At 59.7% G+C, this 14,325-nt stretch carries 11 protein-coding genes; 6 read left to right on the top strand and 5 right to left on the bottom strand.

Annotated features, from left to right (window positions below):
• Window positions 1-185: 185 nt before the first annotated feature.
• Window positions 186-2,159 carry an alkyl/aryl-sulfatase gene (locus tag QMK58_RS11770; RefSeq protein WP_320396323.1) on the bottom strand — a complete coding sequence of 658 codons (1,974 nt, stop codon included), beginning with the start codon at window positions 2,157-2,159 and terminating at the stop codon, window positions 186-188.
• Window positions 2,160-2,296: 137 nt separating this feature from the next.
• Here QMK58_RS11770 and QMK58_RS11775 point away from each other — a divergent pair, with 137 nt between their 5' ends.
• From QMK58_RS11775 to QMK58_RS11795, 5 genes are all read left to right on the top strand, one after another.
• Entirely contained in the window at window positions 2,297-2,965 is a 669-nt protein-coding gene (locus QMK58_RS11775) for an ABC transporter ATP-binding protein (RefSeq protein WP_053160398.1), read from the top strand.
• A gap of 1 nt (window position 2,966) precedes the next feature.
• Window positions 2,967-5,438: an ABC transporter permease gene (locus tag QMK58_RS11780; protein ID WP_320396324.1), complete on the top strand. Its 2,472-nt coding sequence runs from the start codon at window positions 2,967-2,969 to the stop codon at window positions 5,436-5,438.
• The gene (locus QMK58_RS11785) at window positions 5,428-6,501 is read left to right on the top strand and encodes a lipocalin-like domain-containing protein (RefSeq protein WP_320396325.1); all 1,074 of its coding nucleotides are present in this window, start codon (window positions 5,428-5,430) and stop codon (window positions 6,499-6,501) included. Before QMK58_RS11780 ends, QMK58_RS11785 begins: the two co-directional genes overlap by 11 nt.
• Window positions 6,502-6,566: 65 nt before the next feature.
• On the top strand, window positions 6,567-6,809 hold the full coding sequence (locus QMK58_RS11790; protein WP_053160393.1) for a hypothetical protein: 243 nt from the start codon (window positions 6,567-6,569) through the stop codon (window positions 6,807-6,809).
• Window positions 6,810-7,011: 202 nt separating this feature from the next.
• Window positions 7,012-7,590, top strand: coding sequence for a hypothetical protein (locus QMK58_RS11795; protein ID WP_053160391.1), 579 nt, complete (start codon window positions 7,012-7,014; stop codon window positions 7,588-7,590).
• Between the two features lie 493 nt (window positions 7,591-8,083).
• Here the strand turns inward: QMK58_RS11795 and QMK58_RS11800 are convergent, their stop codons facing one another.
• From QMK58_RS11800 to QMK58_RS11810, 3 genes are all read right to left on the bottom strand, one after another.
• Window positions 8,084-9,469 carry a VOC family protein gene (locus QMK58_RS11800; RefSeq protein ID WP_320396326.1) on the bottom strand — a complete coding sequence of 462 codons (1,386 nt, stop codon included), beginning with the start codon at window positions 9,467-9,469 and terminating at the stop codon, window positions 8,084-8,086.
• A 111-nt stretch (window positions 9,470-9,580) separates the two neighbouring features.
• Window positions 9,581-10,537 carry an alpha/beta fold hydrolase gene (locus QMK58_RS11805; RefSeq protein ID WP_320396327.1) on the bottom strand — a complete coding sequence of 319 codons (957 nt, stop codon included), beginning with the start codon at window positions 10,535-10,537 and terminating at the stop codon, window positions 9,581-9,583.
• A 22-nt stretch (window positions 10,538-10,559) separates the two neighbouring features.
• Complete coding sequence (locus QMK58_RS11810; RefSeq protein WP_053160385.1) at window positions 10,560-12,014, bottom strand: flavin-containing monooxygenase; 1,455 nt, start codon at window positions 12,012-12,014, stop codon at window positions 10,560-10,562.
• Between the two features lie 198 nt (window positions 12,015-12,212).
• Between QMK58_RS11810 and QMK58_RS11815 the strand changes: the two genes are divergently transcribed.
• Complete coding sequence (locus QMK58_RS11815) at window positions 12,213-13,286, top strand: diguanylate cyclase (protein ID WP_320396328.1); 1,074 nt, start codon at window positions 12,213-12,215, stop codon at window positions 13,284-13,286.
• Between the two features lie 27 nt (window positions 13,287-13,313).
• Here QMK58_RS11815 and QMK58_RS11820 read toward each other — a convergent pair whose 3' ends face one another.
• A complete protein-coding gene (locus tag QMK58_RS11820) occupies window positions 13,314-14,183 on the bottom strand; it encodes an isocitrate lyase/PEP mutase family protein (RefSeq protein ID WP_053160381.1) in 870 nt (289 codons plus the stop codon).
• Window positions 14,184-14,325 lie beyond the last annotated feature (142 nt).

Here is a 14,325-nt window from a genome sequence, read left to right on the forward strand (position 1 = left end):
CGGCTTCTACATGGAGTCATGCAGCCACGGGCTCTTCGTAGGAGCTGGCTTGCCAGCGAAGAGGGCCGTGTGACTGGCGCAATGCTTGAGACCGCTTTCGCCGGCAAGCCGGCTCCTACAGGGAATACCGCAGCCACGCGGGCTCTTCGTAGGAGCTGCCGCAGGCTGCGATCTTTTGCTTTGACTTACGGGGTCACGATATTGAACTGCGGCGCAAAGGTATCGAGGCTGCTCATCAACTCGCCGAGCTTCTGGCCATTGCCCTGCAATTTGATCAGGCCTTTCTGGATGGCCGTCGGGATGTCCAGTTGCTTGAGGCTGATCTGTTCCAGGGTGGCCTTGCTCATGGTGACACCGGCTTCCGCCTGGGGATTGAGCCCGGTACGATGGGTGAGTACGCCATTGCGCAGGGTCAGGTTGAAGTCCTTGTTCTGATCCTCGAAGGTCCAGTTCAAGATCAGGTCATGACCCACGGCTTTTTCACTGTCGAGGCGAATCGCCAGAAAGTCGAAGAACATCTCCGGGCTCATGGCCCGCACCATGTCCACCGACACTGAGGTGCCGGTATTGGGCGGTACGCCGTTGCGCAGTTCCATGGCGCCGGTCAGGTACATGTTGCGCCAGGTGGCGTTCTCGCTTTGATAGCCCATTTGCTCCAGTGTCTGGGCCTGGGCTTTGCGCGCATCGGCGTTTTCAGGGTTGGCAAACAGCAATTGATTGCCCAGTTGCGCAGCCCAGCGGTATTCACCCTTGGCCATCGCCGTGCGCATTTTCTCCAGCACCGCCGCTTCACCACCCATGGCCTCGACCGAGCGCTTCGCCGTTTCCACCGGCGGCAGCGGATTGAGGTTGGCCGGGTTGCCGTCGTAGAAACCCATGTAGCGCTGATACACCGCGCGGGTGTTGAAACTCAGCGAGCCGTAGTAGCCACGGGTGTACCACTTCTGGTCGAGAGTGCCCGGCAGCTTCTTGATCGCGTCGGCGATTTCCAGCGGCGTCAGGCCCTGGTTCAGCAGGTGCAAGGTGCGGTCGTTGAGGAAGGCGTACATGTCGCGCTGATCGGCGAGGAAGGTGCGAATGCGTTCACCGCCCCAGGTCGGCCAGTTGTGCTGGGCAAACAGCACGTCGGAGCGGTTGCCGTAACGCGCCAGGCTGCTGTCCAGGTATTGCGCCCAGGCCTTGGCATCGCGCACTTGCGCGCCACGTGGGGTGAGGATGTTGTGCATCATTTGCGTGGCGTTTTCGGCCATGCACAAGGCGCGCAATTGCGGCAGGTACAGGTTCATTTCCGCCGGGGCTTCGGTGCCCGGTGTCAGCTGGAATTCGACTTCCAGACCGGCGATGGTACGACTCTCCAGTTCTTTTTCGATCAGGTCAGTGGGCGGGATCAGGGTAACGGTACCGCCACTTGGCGAACTCTTGCCCAGTCCTGCATCGACCTGGCCGTTTTCACCACGGGGCAGCAGGCTGCCGAACTGGAACTGTGCGCGGCGGCTCATGGCGTTGCCGGCGAACACGTTCTCGCTCATCACATGTTCCATGAACCCGGCGGGGGCGTAGACCTTGACCTTGCCGGCCTTGACGTCCGCCTCGTCGATCACCCCGCGTACACCGCCGAAATGGTCGACGTGGGTATGGCTGTAGATCACCGCCACCACCGGTTTGTGCGGGCGGTTCTGGTAGTACAGATCCAGTGCTGCCTTGGCGGTTTCGGCCATGGTCAGCGGGTCGATGATGATCAGACCGTCGTCACCTTCGATGATGGTCATGTTCGCCAGATCGAGGCCGCGCACCTGATACAGACGCGGGCTGACTTCGAACAAGCCGGCATGCGCGCTCAGCTGAGCCAGGCGCCACAGGCTGGGGTTGACCGAGTCCGGTGCCTGATCCTTGGCGAGGAAGTCGTAGGCCTGAATATCCCAGATAACTTTGCCTTGGGCCGTCTTGACCTGGCCTTTGAACGGCGCGATCAAGCCCTTGCTGACTGACTCGAAATCGGTGCGATCAGTGAAAGGCAGTTGTTGCAGCACCGCGGCGTTGTTGGCAGCGGTGAGTGCGCTGGCTGCGACCGGCGCATCGGCGGCGCCCGCCGATTGCGTCAGGCAGGCAGTGATCAGGCAGGCCAACAGGCCACGAGGGCTCAAAGTGAAACGAGGCATGGCGTCTCCGATTGTTATCGTTATGGTTAGACCAGCCTCGAGGGTAGGGCGGCCCTCGGTCAGGGCGATCATCAGCACCGGACAAAAATCATTCAAGGCCGCTATCCTTGGCCCACGCGTATCGAACGGGTTTACCCATGCTCGAAGTCCACGGTGTTTTCAAAAGCTACGCCACACCGCAAGGACCCTTGCCGGTGCTGCAAGGTGTCGACTTGACGCTCAAACCCGGCAGCAGCCTGGCGCTGATGGGCGAGTCCGGCAGCGGCAAGAGCACCTTGCTGCACCTGATCGCCGGGCTGGACAAGGTCGACCGCGGCAGCATCCGCAGTGGTGAACATCGGCTGGAGCGGATGACGGAAGGGCAGCTGGCCAACTGGCGGCGTACCGAAATCGGTCTGGTGTTTCAGCAGTTCAACCTGATTGGCAGCTTGCGTGTCGCCGACAACCTGGCTTTTCAGGCGCGCCTTGCCGGTCGCCATGATCCGCGCTGGCAGGCGCATCTGGTGCAGCGTCTGGGGTTGGGTGATTTGCTGGAGCGCTATCCCGAACAACTCTCCGGTGGCCAGCAGCAACGGGTTGCGCTGGGCCGGGCGCTGGCCTCCAAACCCCAACTGCTGCTGGCCGATGAGCCCACCGGCAGCCTCGACGAAACCACCAGTGGCGAGGTATTGAAGCTGTTGCTGGAGCTGCTCGACGACAGCCCGACGACCCTGCTGATGGTCACCCACAGCCCCAGCGTGGCCGCACGGCTGGCGGAAAAAGTGGTGCTGCGCGGTGGTCGTCTGGCCGACGTGGACGGGCACTGACATGCGCATTTTTGCGCAAACACTGCGGGCGTTGCTCAGTCATTGGCGCCAGCATCCGGTGCAGTTTTTCAGTGTGTTGACCGGATTGTGGCTGGCCACCAGTCTGCTGACCGGGGTGCAGGCGCTCAATAGCCAGGCACGGGAAAGCTACGCCAAGGCCAGTCAATTGATCGGTGGCGAACCCCAGGCCAGTCTCGGCGCACCGGGTGGCGGAACGTTTTCGCAGCAGCTGTTTATCGAACTGCGCCGTGCCGGTTGGCCGGTGTCGCCGGTGCTGCAGGGGCGGGTGCTGCTCAAGGGCCATGAAGACCAGCGCTTGCAAATGATGGGCATCGAGCCCGTGTCGCTGCCGACAGGGACTGCGGTGGCCGGGCAAGCGTTGCCGATTGAGCAGGTGGTCGAATTTTTCAGCCCGCCGGGCAGGACCTGGATTTCGCCGCAGACCTTGCAAGCCTTGGGCCTGCACGAGGCTGACCGGCCACTGGCGGTGAACGGTCAGGCGCTGCCGCCATTGCAGGTTCAAGCCGACATGGCTCCCGGTCTGTTGCTGGTGGACATTGGTTTTGCCCAGCAGATTCTGGGGTTGCCGGATCAGTTGTCGCGCCTGCTGCTGCCGAAGGATTTCACCGCGCCGTTGCCCGATCAGTTCAAGGGGCAACTGCAACTTCGGACCCGTGGCGAAGAAAACAACCTGGCGCGCCTGACCGAAAGCTTTCATTTGAATCTCGATGCCTTGGGCGTTCTGTCATTTGTGGTCGGTCTGTTTATCGTGCATGCCGCCATTGGCCTGGCGCTGGAGCAGCGCCGCGGGTTGTTGCGAACCCTGCGTGCCTGCGGGGGCAGTGCACGGATGTTGTTGACCTGTCTTGCCGTCGAGCTGGGGGGGCTGGCTTTGCTCGGGGGTGTGGCCGGGGTTGTCAGCGGTTACGTCCTCGCCAGCGTGTTGCTGCCAGATGTCGCCGCCAGCCTGCGCGGTTTGTATGGCGCCGAAGTGGCGGGGCAGTTGAGTCTGAGCCCGTGGTGGTGGTTCAGCGGCATCGGCTTGAGCCTGTTCGGCGCCATGCTCGCCGGGGCCAGCAGCTTGTTGCGGGCAGCGCGCTTGCCCTTGCTGGCGCTGGCCGACCCGCAAGCCTGGCATCAGGCTCACGCGCACTGGTTGCGACGTCAGGGTTGGGTGGCGATGTTGACGGGGGTGATCGCACTGCTGGCGTTGATTTTCGGCGACAGCCTGGTCAGCGGCTTCGTACTGATGGCCGCGTTGTTGATCGGCGCGGCGTTGGCGTTGCCGGTGGTGTTGAGCATGCTGCTCAATCTCGCATTGCAACGCAGTCGTTCGGTTCTTGGCCAATGGTTTCTTGCCGATTGCCGCCAACAATTGCCAGCCCTGAGCCTGGCATTGATGGCACTGTTGTTGGCCCTGGCGGCGAACATTGGCGCCGGCAGCATGACCGCAGGATTCCGCCAGACGTTCAGCAACTGGCTCGAACAACGCCTGAGCGCCGAACTTTACCTCAACCCACAAAACCCGGCGCAGGCGCGGGAGCTGCAAACGTGGCTGGATCAGCAACCGCAACTGGAGGCAACGCTGCCCAACTGGCAGGTGTCGATTCAGCTGCAAGGCTGGCCGACCGAGGTGTTTGGCATCATTGATCACCCGACCTATCGCCAGCATTGGCCATTGCTGGAAGCGCTGGGCGAGCAGCCTTGGGATCAGTTGGCCAGGGACGACGCCGTGATGCTCAGCGAACAATTGGCCCGGCGGCTGAAGGTGCACCTGGGCGATCGCCTGACCTTGCCCACACCGAATGGCCCGTGGTCGCCGCAAATCGTCGGCATCTACGCCGACTACGGCAATCCCAAGGGCCATGTCCTGGTCAACATCAGTCATCTGCGGCGCGGTTGGCCGCAGCTCGCGCCGAACCGTTTCAATCTGCGCATCGATCCGGCGTCAATCCCCGGATTTGTCACGGCGCTTCAGGCGCGTTTCGCCCTGGAGGACAGTCGCATTGTCGATCAGGCGCGGCTCAAGGGCTGGTCCACGCAGGTCTTCGAACGCACCTTCGCCGCCACCGCCGCGCTTAACAGCCTGACCTTGTGCGTGGCCGGCGTGGCCCTGTTCATCAGCCTGCTGACCCAAAGCCAGAGCCGTCTCGGCCAGTTGGCGCCGCTGTGGGCGCTGGGTGTGACGCGTCGTCAACTGATGCTGCTCAACCTTGGGCAAACCTGGTTGCTGGCGTTGTTGACCCTGGTGCTGGCGCTGCCGCTGGGTATCGCGCTGGCGTGGTGTCTGGACACGGTCATCAACGTGCAGGCCTTTGGCTGGAAACTGCCGCTTGGAGTGTTTCCACTGCAGTTGTTGCAACTGCTGGGGTTGGCGATGCTGGCGACCTTACTGGCTTCGGCGTGGCCGCTGTACAGTTTGTATCGCACGCAACCGGCGGACCTGTTGAGGACGTTTGCCCATGAAGATTAAGGTCGGCGTGTTGCTCATTGCACTGTTGTTGAGTGCTTGCGAGCAATCCGCGCCGGATGAAAAGGGCTTCGCCGGCCTGGGCAACCAGGCGGCAACGTTCACGCCGGTGGCACCCGGCCGGGCGTTCAGCTTTCCGGCGGATCATGGGCCTCACGACGGGTTTCGAATCGAGTGGTGGTACGTCACCGCTAATCTCAAGGACGCTCAGGGCAACGAATTCGGTGCGCAATGGACGTTGTTTCGCAGTGCCTTGCAGTCCACGCCCGAGCAGCCCGGCTGGGGCAATCAAACGATCTGGCTGGGGCACGCGGCCGTCACGTCGGCGACGGTGCACCATGCGACCGAACGGTATGCCCGGGGCGGAGTCGGCCAGGCGGGGGTCAGCGTTACGCCGTTCAAGGCATGGATCGACGATTGGCAGTTCAGCAGTCAGGGGACCGCTGAAAACCCGCTGGCGCTCATGCAACTCAGCGCACGCGACAAGGCGTTCAGCTATCAATTGCAGCTGACGTCGACGCGCCCGCTGGTGCTTCAGGGTGATAAGGGTTTCAGCCAGAAATCTGAACAAGGCCAGGCTTCGTATTACTACAGCCAGCCGTTTTTCCAGGCCAGCGGTGTACTGGAGATCGACGGCAAACCCGTTCAGGTCAGCGGACCGGCCTGGCTCGACCGAGAATGGAGCAGCCAGCCTTTGACCGCCAATCAGAGCGGTTGGGACTGGTTTTCCCTGCACCTGGACAGCGGCGAGCAAGTGATGCTCTACCGCATGCGTCAAAAGGACGGGGAGCCTTACCTCACGGGGACCTGGATCGACGCTCAAGGCCAGACACAATTACTGCACGCGAGTGATATCAGCCTCATTCCACTGGACACCGCCGATGTCGCCGGTCGCAAAATGCCGACGCGCTGGGCCATCAAGATCCCTGGCAAACACCTTGATATCGTGATCATCGCGCTCAACGCCCAGACCTGGATGGATTTGCGCATTGCGTACTGGGAAGGCCCCGTGCGCTTGAGCGGCAGTCATGCGGGGCAGGGGTATCTGGAGATGACCGGGTATTGAAATCCGCCGGAACTCCACAGGGCGGTCGGGTTTCTACCGAATGACCATCCACACTGGAGCCACCCATGAGCGACGACCTCAAACCCCCTGACCTCGACACGTGGCAACGTCTGTTCGACGACCAGGCCTACTGGCAACAATCGCCCGATGCTCACTACAGTCAGTTGCAGCGGTTGGCTGATGAGTTGTTGGGGCAGGGCGTCATCGACCTCGAACAGTGGCAGACCCTACGGGACCAGGCCGAGCAATCCCACAAGGACTCACCGGCCGTGAACGTCGCCCGTGAAGTCGACAACCCCGAAGCGTGAGAAAAACAACGCGACACGGGCGCATGCAGGCCTGCGAACTGACCTGGCTCAAGAAAAACGCTAATAACCCGCCCAGTGGTGAGTTCACCAAGCAAGAAACCGCGAACAACCTCTGAACTGCGTCTATGCTCATCCCACACGTGGCGTTGAACTTGGGGTTCAACGCCGTCTGTTGTCATCTATCACAGGGAAAGTTCTGCCTATGAAACGCCATGCACTGACCAAAGCCATTGCCCTCGCCACTCTGCTGTCCGCCGCCAGTTTCAACGCTTTTGCCGTAGACGTTCCGTTGTCCGAGGTTGTGGTGACTGAAAAGGTAACCACTACAGTCGTTTCGGTTGATGCTCCCAACCATCATGTGGTGCTCAAGGGCCCGGACGGTAAAGAGTTTCCTGTAACACTCACCGACAAGGCGAAAAACGTCGACAAACTGAAGGCTGGCGATACGGTCGACATTCAGGTCACCAGCGCCGTCGCCGCCTACCTCGATACCAGTGTCGACAAAGCTCCGCCGGGCAGCATGGAACGCGCCGGTGAAGTCCGCGCCGCGCCGGGCAGTGATCACCCTGGTGGCGAAGCTTACCGTCAGGTACAGGTTCAGCTGAAAGTCACCCATATCGATTTGGCCAAGAACCAGGTGACGTTCGAGGGGCCGAAGGGTAATTCCAAGACCGTCGACGTCAAGAAGCCGGAAATTCAAGCAAAACTCAAGGACCTGAAAGTTGGCCAGACGGTTGTTGTGACGTACACCGACATCCTTACGGTTACCACCAAACAGTAAAACCGGACAGCGGATCTATATGTGTTGGTTGTTCTTGTGCAAGTTTTGTACAAGAACAACCCGGATTAATGAACGAACAGGTGAGTTTGGGACATATCCAGCGGGGTATTTAATCGATATGCAGTTAAATGTAATTAAATGTAATGTCGAGAAATTTCATCTTCGCAGCACGGACTTATTCCGCTACTTGCACTAAAATACCTCTCGTTCGCCCAGTGTCGCGGCTCTTTACCAGTGCACGGATTGCCGAGGCCATTGCGCTGGGCGGACTCTTGGTTCATATGCCAAGCCCTTGAATGCAGAACAAAAAGGCAACCTCAGGGTTGCCTTTTTTTGAATCCTGCCGAAATATACCCTTTGGTTTTCTGATTGTTTCCGTATTGACACATCGGTCGACGGGTAACTTCTTTTGTCTTCAGGCATCACCTATCAGATGTTCACCCTGAACATCCCAGCCCCCGCTTTGAAGTCAAGCGCCAGGCCACTCCCCGATTTAAAGGCACTTTCCCAGTGTTGCCAAACAGTGTTCGATCGATCGCTGTTGGCATTCTTCATACAGCGCCAGTTCATCAAGGGTCGATCGCCCCAAGGCTGTTTCAAAGGCATGTTGATTGGAATGGACGCCGTAATGGGTTTGCGCGGCATCCCCCAGGTTTGACTGAAAAATCCCCGCGGCGCTGACCGGCAGGAAGTCCTCATACACCAGCGGTTCAAGGCGCAGATAACCGCCGCTGAGCAGATCGTCCAGGGTCGAGGATTTCAGTGTGTTCGAGTCCAGGTTTTTTTCCGTCACGAAATAGCGAAAGTACGCCAGTCCCTGATGGCGCATGCCTTCCCAGGTGTCAGGGAATTCGCTGAAATGCTGCGTCATGAGGGCGTTGTAACGAGCGGCGTTGGCTTCGTTGGGGAAGTCCTTCAACTCGTCCCTTGCGGCATTCAGCAGGCGATCGTACAGCGCCCGGCCCTTGGGGGTGAGGGCGGCGCCACGTTGTTCGATTTCGCCAAAGCGGGCGCTATGGCTGCCCCGGGTCTGGTGCTGATCGGTGAAGGCAATCGGCTCGTCCAGTGCCTTGAAACTGGTTTGGCGCAGCAGGATCGGGCACTGGCGGCGCGGCGGGCCTTCGATTACTGCCTTGGGGGTAATGCCATGGGCCGGCATTTGCGCTTGCACGATGTCGATGTCCAGAGTGCGTGGCGTCAGGTGATTGATGTGCGGGCCCTTGAATGCCACGACATCGGCGATCAGACGATGCTGGGCGCTAAGCTGTTGGTACTGCTCAGCGGTCACGGTAGCGCTGTGGTGCCAGCGGAAGGTTTCCAGTGCCTGCTCGACGAATTCATCTGCCTCCTGTTCGGTCAGGCCCCCCAGTGTTTCGCTGCGTTCAATGAGACTCAGGGCGGCAGGGGTGAAGATCGAGCGTTGATCAAGCACCGACTGGGCGAACGCCCGCAGTTCAACGTCATCGATCAGTTCCAGACGCAGCAGCGAGGTGAACACTCGGAACGGACTGACCTGCAACGCCGCTTCGTGCACGGCGCGAAATGCCGTGGAATGCACCGGCACCCCGGCCGGCGACAGGTCGTAATAACCCACCGGCTGCATGCCCATTACCGCAAACAGGCGGGCGAGGGTCGCCAGTTCCTGCGCCGTACCGACGCGAATCGCACCATGGCGCTCCAGGTCCAGGCGTTCGATTTCACCGGTGCTGACCAGTTGTTGCGCAATCAGCGGATTGCTGTCCAGTACGTGGCGGTTGGTTTGCTCCACCAACTCCATCAACGCGCCGTACAACGGCACTTCCTCGCGATACATGTCGGACATCGCCCTGGAAAAGCGTTGGCGGATCAGGTCTGGGCTGACGAAGCTCGGGTGGTTCATGAACAGGATTCCTGGCGCGGTGACATGAAGGATGGGAGAAAAGATCGCAGCCTTCCACGACGCCGACAAACGAAGATTCTGACGAACTTCATTCTTCAAAGGACTGCATCTTCAATGCAGTCGTTGATCCTGAGGGCTTTCCGAGCGCAGTGATGACAAAAACTCCCGATAAAGGCGAGCCGACCCTGTCGGTGCCTCGACCATGGGCATGTGACCGACGGCGTCCCAGATTTCCACCCGCAGATCGGCGATGCCTTTGCTCCAGATGGCCACGCTGCTGACATCGATCAGCCGGTCCTTGCGTCCCCAAAGCAACAGCGCAGGTGCGCTGATGTCGGGGAGGTGCGGTTCCATCGGCGGACTGGCACGCATATCCCGGAAGATTTCCTCCAATTCATCACAGGATTGTTCGTAGCGCTGGGCAACCGCATCAAGCACCAGCTTTGGCACCCAAGGCGGCGATGCCATGGTCATGGCGTAAAAGCGCTGGAATTCTTCGCGCGAGTGAATCAGGAAGGGGTTGTGGCCCTTGGCCAAATGGCGCTCAAGATCACTGGGTTCGGGAGAAGTGACCCCGGCAGGATCGATCAGGGCCACTGAAACAATACGCTCCGGATAATGGGCGGCCAACCAGGCAGCCATAAAGCCGCCCATCGAATTGCCGATCACATGGACCTTCTCGACGCCGCAAACATCCAGCAACTGAATCATCCGCTTGGCCTGCAACGGGATGTCATAGCCGCCACCCGCCTTGAAGCCGGTTTCGCCATGGCCTGCGATGTCGGGAATGATCACTCGATGCGTGCTGACGAAGTGCCGGGCAAAGCGCAGCCAGAGATTCTTGTCGGCACTGAAACCGTGGAGCATCAAGACACTGCTGGTGGCTTCGTAGGGGCCGCCTTGCCAGGTCGAAACCGTCATCTCGCAGATGGGCACGACAATTTTGTGCAGCCTGTACAGCTTGGCTTCGGCCGCCATGTTCAAGTCATAGACCCAGTAGCCGATGGCGGGGTAGGTCAGCCAGCTCCAGACCAGGAAAACCGCAATAACGACGACCAATAACAACATATTTGCGTCTCCTTACTGCTGATCAGGACAAAATGTGATCGGTGGGTTTCAGTTTCCGGGTCAAGCGATGAAAGCTGAAGCTGAAACCCGGGAACATGGCGATCACATGACCGCTCCTGCTTTGATACCAACTGTGGCAGCCACCGGACTTCCACACGGTTCGTTCCATTTCACGGTGGATCATTTCAGTGTAGGTACGTTCTGCCTCCGGTCGAACTTCGATGCTGCTTAAACCTTGCGCTTTCAAGGTCCGAATGCAATCGAGGATGTAATTCATCTGCGATTCGATGATGAACAGCGCCGACGTATGGCCAATTCCAGTGTTCGGGCCGGTCACGATAAACAGGTTGGGAAAGTCTGGCAGGGCGGTGCCCAGGTAGGCCCGAGGGTACTGCGCCCAGACGTCCTTGAGGCGGGTGCCGTTTTTTCCCGTTACCGGGTAGGAAATCACCCCGTCGGTGGCGTCATAGCCGGTGGACCAGACGATCAGGTCCACATCGATGTGTTGGCCATCCCGGGTGACGATACCGCTTTCGTCCAGAGCGGCGATGCCTTGTTCGCGGCTGTGCAGCGTGACGTTCGAGCGGCCAAGTGCCGGGTACAGTGTGCTCGACAGAATCACCCGTTTGCAGCCAATGGTGTAGTCCGGTGTCAGTTTGCGCCGCAGTTGGGGGTCGGACACTTGGCGTTTAAGGAACCGCAGCGCTTGATGCTGGACCATGCGCACGGCCGGTTTCGAATATTTGAAGGCAATGACCCGGGTCTCGAATTGCCAGTAAATCATCCAGCGCAGCAGTTTGTAGGCCGGTTTGAGCCCCAGCAACCAACGCTGGAATCGGCCGAAGGTCCGGTCAGCCCGGGGTAACACCCAATGCGGTGTGCGCTGGAACACGTGCAGGTGCTCGACATCGGCGGCAATCGCCGGAATCACCTGGGCTGCACTGGCACCGCTGCCGATGATCGCTACGCGCTGGCCTCGATAATCGTAGGCATGGTCCCAATTGTTAGTGTGAAACGTCTTGCCCTGAAAACGCTCCCGTCCCTCGAAGGGCGGAATGACCGGTTGGCTCAGCGGGCCTGTGGCATTGATCAAAAATTGCGCGCAAAACAGGCCTTTGCCAGCGGTGTGCACAGTCCAGCGCGTATTCACCTCGTCCCATTCGATGCCTTCGACATTGGCGCCCAGTTCCACCTTGTCGCCCAGACCGAAGTGTTCCACCACGTAACGGGTGTAGCGATGAAGTTCAGCCTGTCCGGCGAACATTTGCGTCCAGAGAAAAGGCGCGAACGACAGCGAATAGAGCGGCGAAGGTACGTCAACGGCGGCACCGGGATAGGTGTTCTGGCACCAGGTGCCACCAAAGAAATCCCGCCGTTCCAGCAGGCGAAAATCGTCGATGCCTGCCTTGAGCAAATTGATCGCGGCGCACTGGCCACCAAATCCGCTGCCGATGATCAATACTTGAAAGGTTTGCATGGGCCTCCGCTTATTGCCTTTGATCAACCCTTCTTCATGTATAGCTGTTTCTTGTGGGCGCGAGGCATTGCGTTCATGGCGTTATGGGCGGGTGTTCAGCCCGCCCGCCGGTGATGGCTATTTAACTTCACCCTGATAGACTCCAGCACACAGGCAAGGCCGGATTTACGAGATTCCGTTGAGTGGCACAGAGGCCCTATGGAAAAAGCGGGAAGAAAGGGAATTTCACTGGCCAGGAGGCTCTACACATCGCGAATTCTGGGGATCGCTCTCGGCCTGGTGTGCGTGAGCGCGGCGATGTATCCGCTCGACCCGGCGCCTTGGGTCTGGGGGTTCATGTTGTTCAATGGCGTGCTCTGGCCGCACCTGGCATACCAATGGGCGCGTCGGGCGAGGACGCCGTATCACGCCGAACACCGCAATTTGTTGATTGATTCTTTTCTCGGCGGATTCTGGATCGCCGCCATGCACTTCAATCCGTTGCCCAGCGCAACAACCCTTTCCATGATGGCTATGAATAATGTGGCGATCGGCGGCCTGCGTTTTTTGCTGGCAGGCACGGTTGCGCAATTGCTGGGTGTAGGCGTCGGGCTGCAAATCTTCGCCCCGGCCTTCATTCCTGCCACCAGCTCGCTGCAGCTCTACGCCTGTTTGCCCTTGTTGTGCCTGTATCCACTGGCGTTGGGCTGGATCTGCTTTCGCCAGGCGCACACCCTTGGCCGGCAAAAGCGTGAATTGCTCGCACTGAGCCGCACCGACAGTCTCACGGGGTTGCTCAACCACGGGACCTGGAAGGATCAACTGGAAGTCGAATTCCAGCGTTGCAAACGCCAGCAAAAGGGCGGGGCGATTGCACTGATCGACATCGACCATTTCAAAGCCATCAACGACACCTATGGCCACGTCGCCGGTGACATCGTCCTGCGCCAGCTGAGCAAAATGCTCAAGCAGAACCTGCGGGCGACCGATGTGGCGGGACGCTATGGTGGAGATGAGTTCTGTGTGATCCTGCCCGACCTGCCCCTGAACCGCGCCGCAGCGGTCATGGATGCCTTGCGCGACCGCTTTGCCACCTTGGGTTATGAGCAGGACCCGGCGTTGAAGGTCAGCCTGAGCATCGGCCTGGCGGCTTTCAATCCTGACCATACTGATGCGACCCTGTGGCTCAACGATGCCGACCAGGCACTGTATGAGGCCAAAACCACTGGCCGCAATCGGGTGATCTGTTGTGACTGTGGCAAGCCGCGGCATGAACTGGTGGATTCGGTGTAAGCAGACATCAGGATCCAGAGACGCTCATCACTCCTTGACCCGCATGAACTCCTCCGCATAGCGGATGTATTCCTCCGGTTGGGTATAGGTGTGCGTCAGCTCGGTCGCGCTCAGGTCCGACGTTTGAGTGAGGATCTGTCGCTGCTCACGCAGGCTGTCGTAAGTGGCCTTGATCGCGGCGAAGTAGGCGCCGTGGCCATCGATGGTGACGCGTACGCCCAGTTCCGCCAGGCGTTGGTCGTCTCGCAGCGCCGGGTTGCCGTAGGTCACCAGCATCAGTGGCACGCTCAGATGCTCGGCGATTTGCTCCAGGTGATCGAAATCCTTGACCCCGACCATGCAGATTCCATCCGCGCCGGCAGCTTGATATTGCTTGGTGCGGCTGATGATTTCCTGGACGGGCAGAATGCCTGCGTGGGTTCGGGCGATGATTGCCATTTCCGAGTCGACCCGGGCTTCCAGCGCTGCGCGAATCTTGCCGACACCCTCGGCGACGGTGATCAGGTCGGTGGATTTGCGGCCGAACTGGGCAGGCAACAAGGTATCTTCAATGGTCAGGGCGGCGATGCCGGCACGTTCGAGTTCGACGACGGTGCGCATGACATTGAGTGCGTTGCCGTAACCATGATCGGCATCGGCAATCACCGGCAACTGGGCGACGCGGCCAATGCGAGTGGCCTGCTCAGCGAACTCGCTGAGCGTGATCAGGGCAAAGTCAGGGGCTCCGAGCACCTGCAGCGAGGCGACCGAGCCGCCGAGGATCCCGACTTCGAATCCCAGGTCCGCGGCAATACGCGCTGACATCGGGTCGAAAACCGAGGCGGTGTGGTAACAGGTTCGGGAAGCGAACAGTTGACGAAAACCGCGCCGCAAATCTTGATGAGAAAGCCTGGACATATGAGTTCCACCAATGGAATGGAAAGGCTTGAGCAAAAGTGTCAACGCCGAAGAAATAGAAGGCTATCACGCGAGCGGCGCCACAATGATGACGAATTTGCCGACCCGTACCGGTCGAGACGCAGCCCGATGACAACCCGGC

The sequence above is a fragment of the Pseudomonas sp. P8_241 genome, from assembly GCF_034008315.1.
GTDB lineage: Bacteria > Pseudomonadota > Gammaproteobacteria > Pseudomonadales > Pseudomonadaceae > Aquipseudomonas.

Bases quoted from the DNA above. Each gene is read 5' to 3' on its own strand.
- QMK58_RS11770 (WP_320396323.1), bottom strand. From the start codon at position 2,159: ATGCCTCGTTTCACTTTGAGCCCTCGTGGCCTGTTGGCCTGCCTGATC.
- QMK58_RS11775 (WP_053160398.1), top strand. From the start codon at position 2,297: ATGCTCGAAGTCCACGGTGTTTTCAAAAGCTACGCCACACCGCAAGGA.
- QMK58_RS11780 (WP_320396324.1), top strand. From the start codon at position 2,967: ATGCGCATTTTTGCGCAAACACTGCGGGCGTTGCTCAGTCATTGGCGC.
- QMK58_RS11785 (WP_320396325.1), top strand. From the start codon at position 5,428: ATGAAGATTAAGGTCGGCGTGTTGCTCATTGCACTGTTGTTGAGTGCT.
- QMK58_RS11790 (WP_053160393.1), top strand. From the start codon at position 6,567: ATGAGCGACGACCTCAAACCCCCTGACCTCGACACGTGGCAACGTCTG.
- QMK58_RS11795 (WP_053160391.1), top strand. From the start codon at position 7,012: ATGAAACGCCATGCACTGACCAAAGCCATTGCCCTCGCCACTCTGCTG.
- QMK58_RS11800 (WP_320396326.1), bottom strand. From the start codon at position 9,469: ATGAACCACCCGAGCTTCGTCAGCCCAGACCTGATCCGCCAACGCTTT.
- QMK58_RS11805 (WP_320396327.1), bottom strand. From the start codon at position 10,537: ATGTTGTTATTGGTCGTCGTTATTGCGGTTTTCCTGGTCTGGAGCTGG.
- QMK58_RS11810 (WP_053160385.1), bottom strand. From the start codon at position 12,014: ATGCAAACCTTTCAAGTATTGATCATCGGCAGCGGATTTGGTGGCCAG.
- QMK58_RS11815 (WP_320396328.1), top strand. From the start codon at position 12,213: ATGGAAAAAGCGGGAAGAAAGGGAATTTCACTGGCCAGGAGGCTCTAC.
- QMK58_RS11820 (WP_053160381.1), bottom strand. From the start codon at position 14,183: ATGTCCAGGCTTTCTCATCAAGATTTGCGGCGCGGTTTTCGTCAACTG.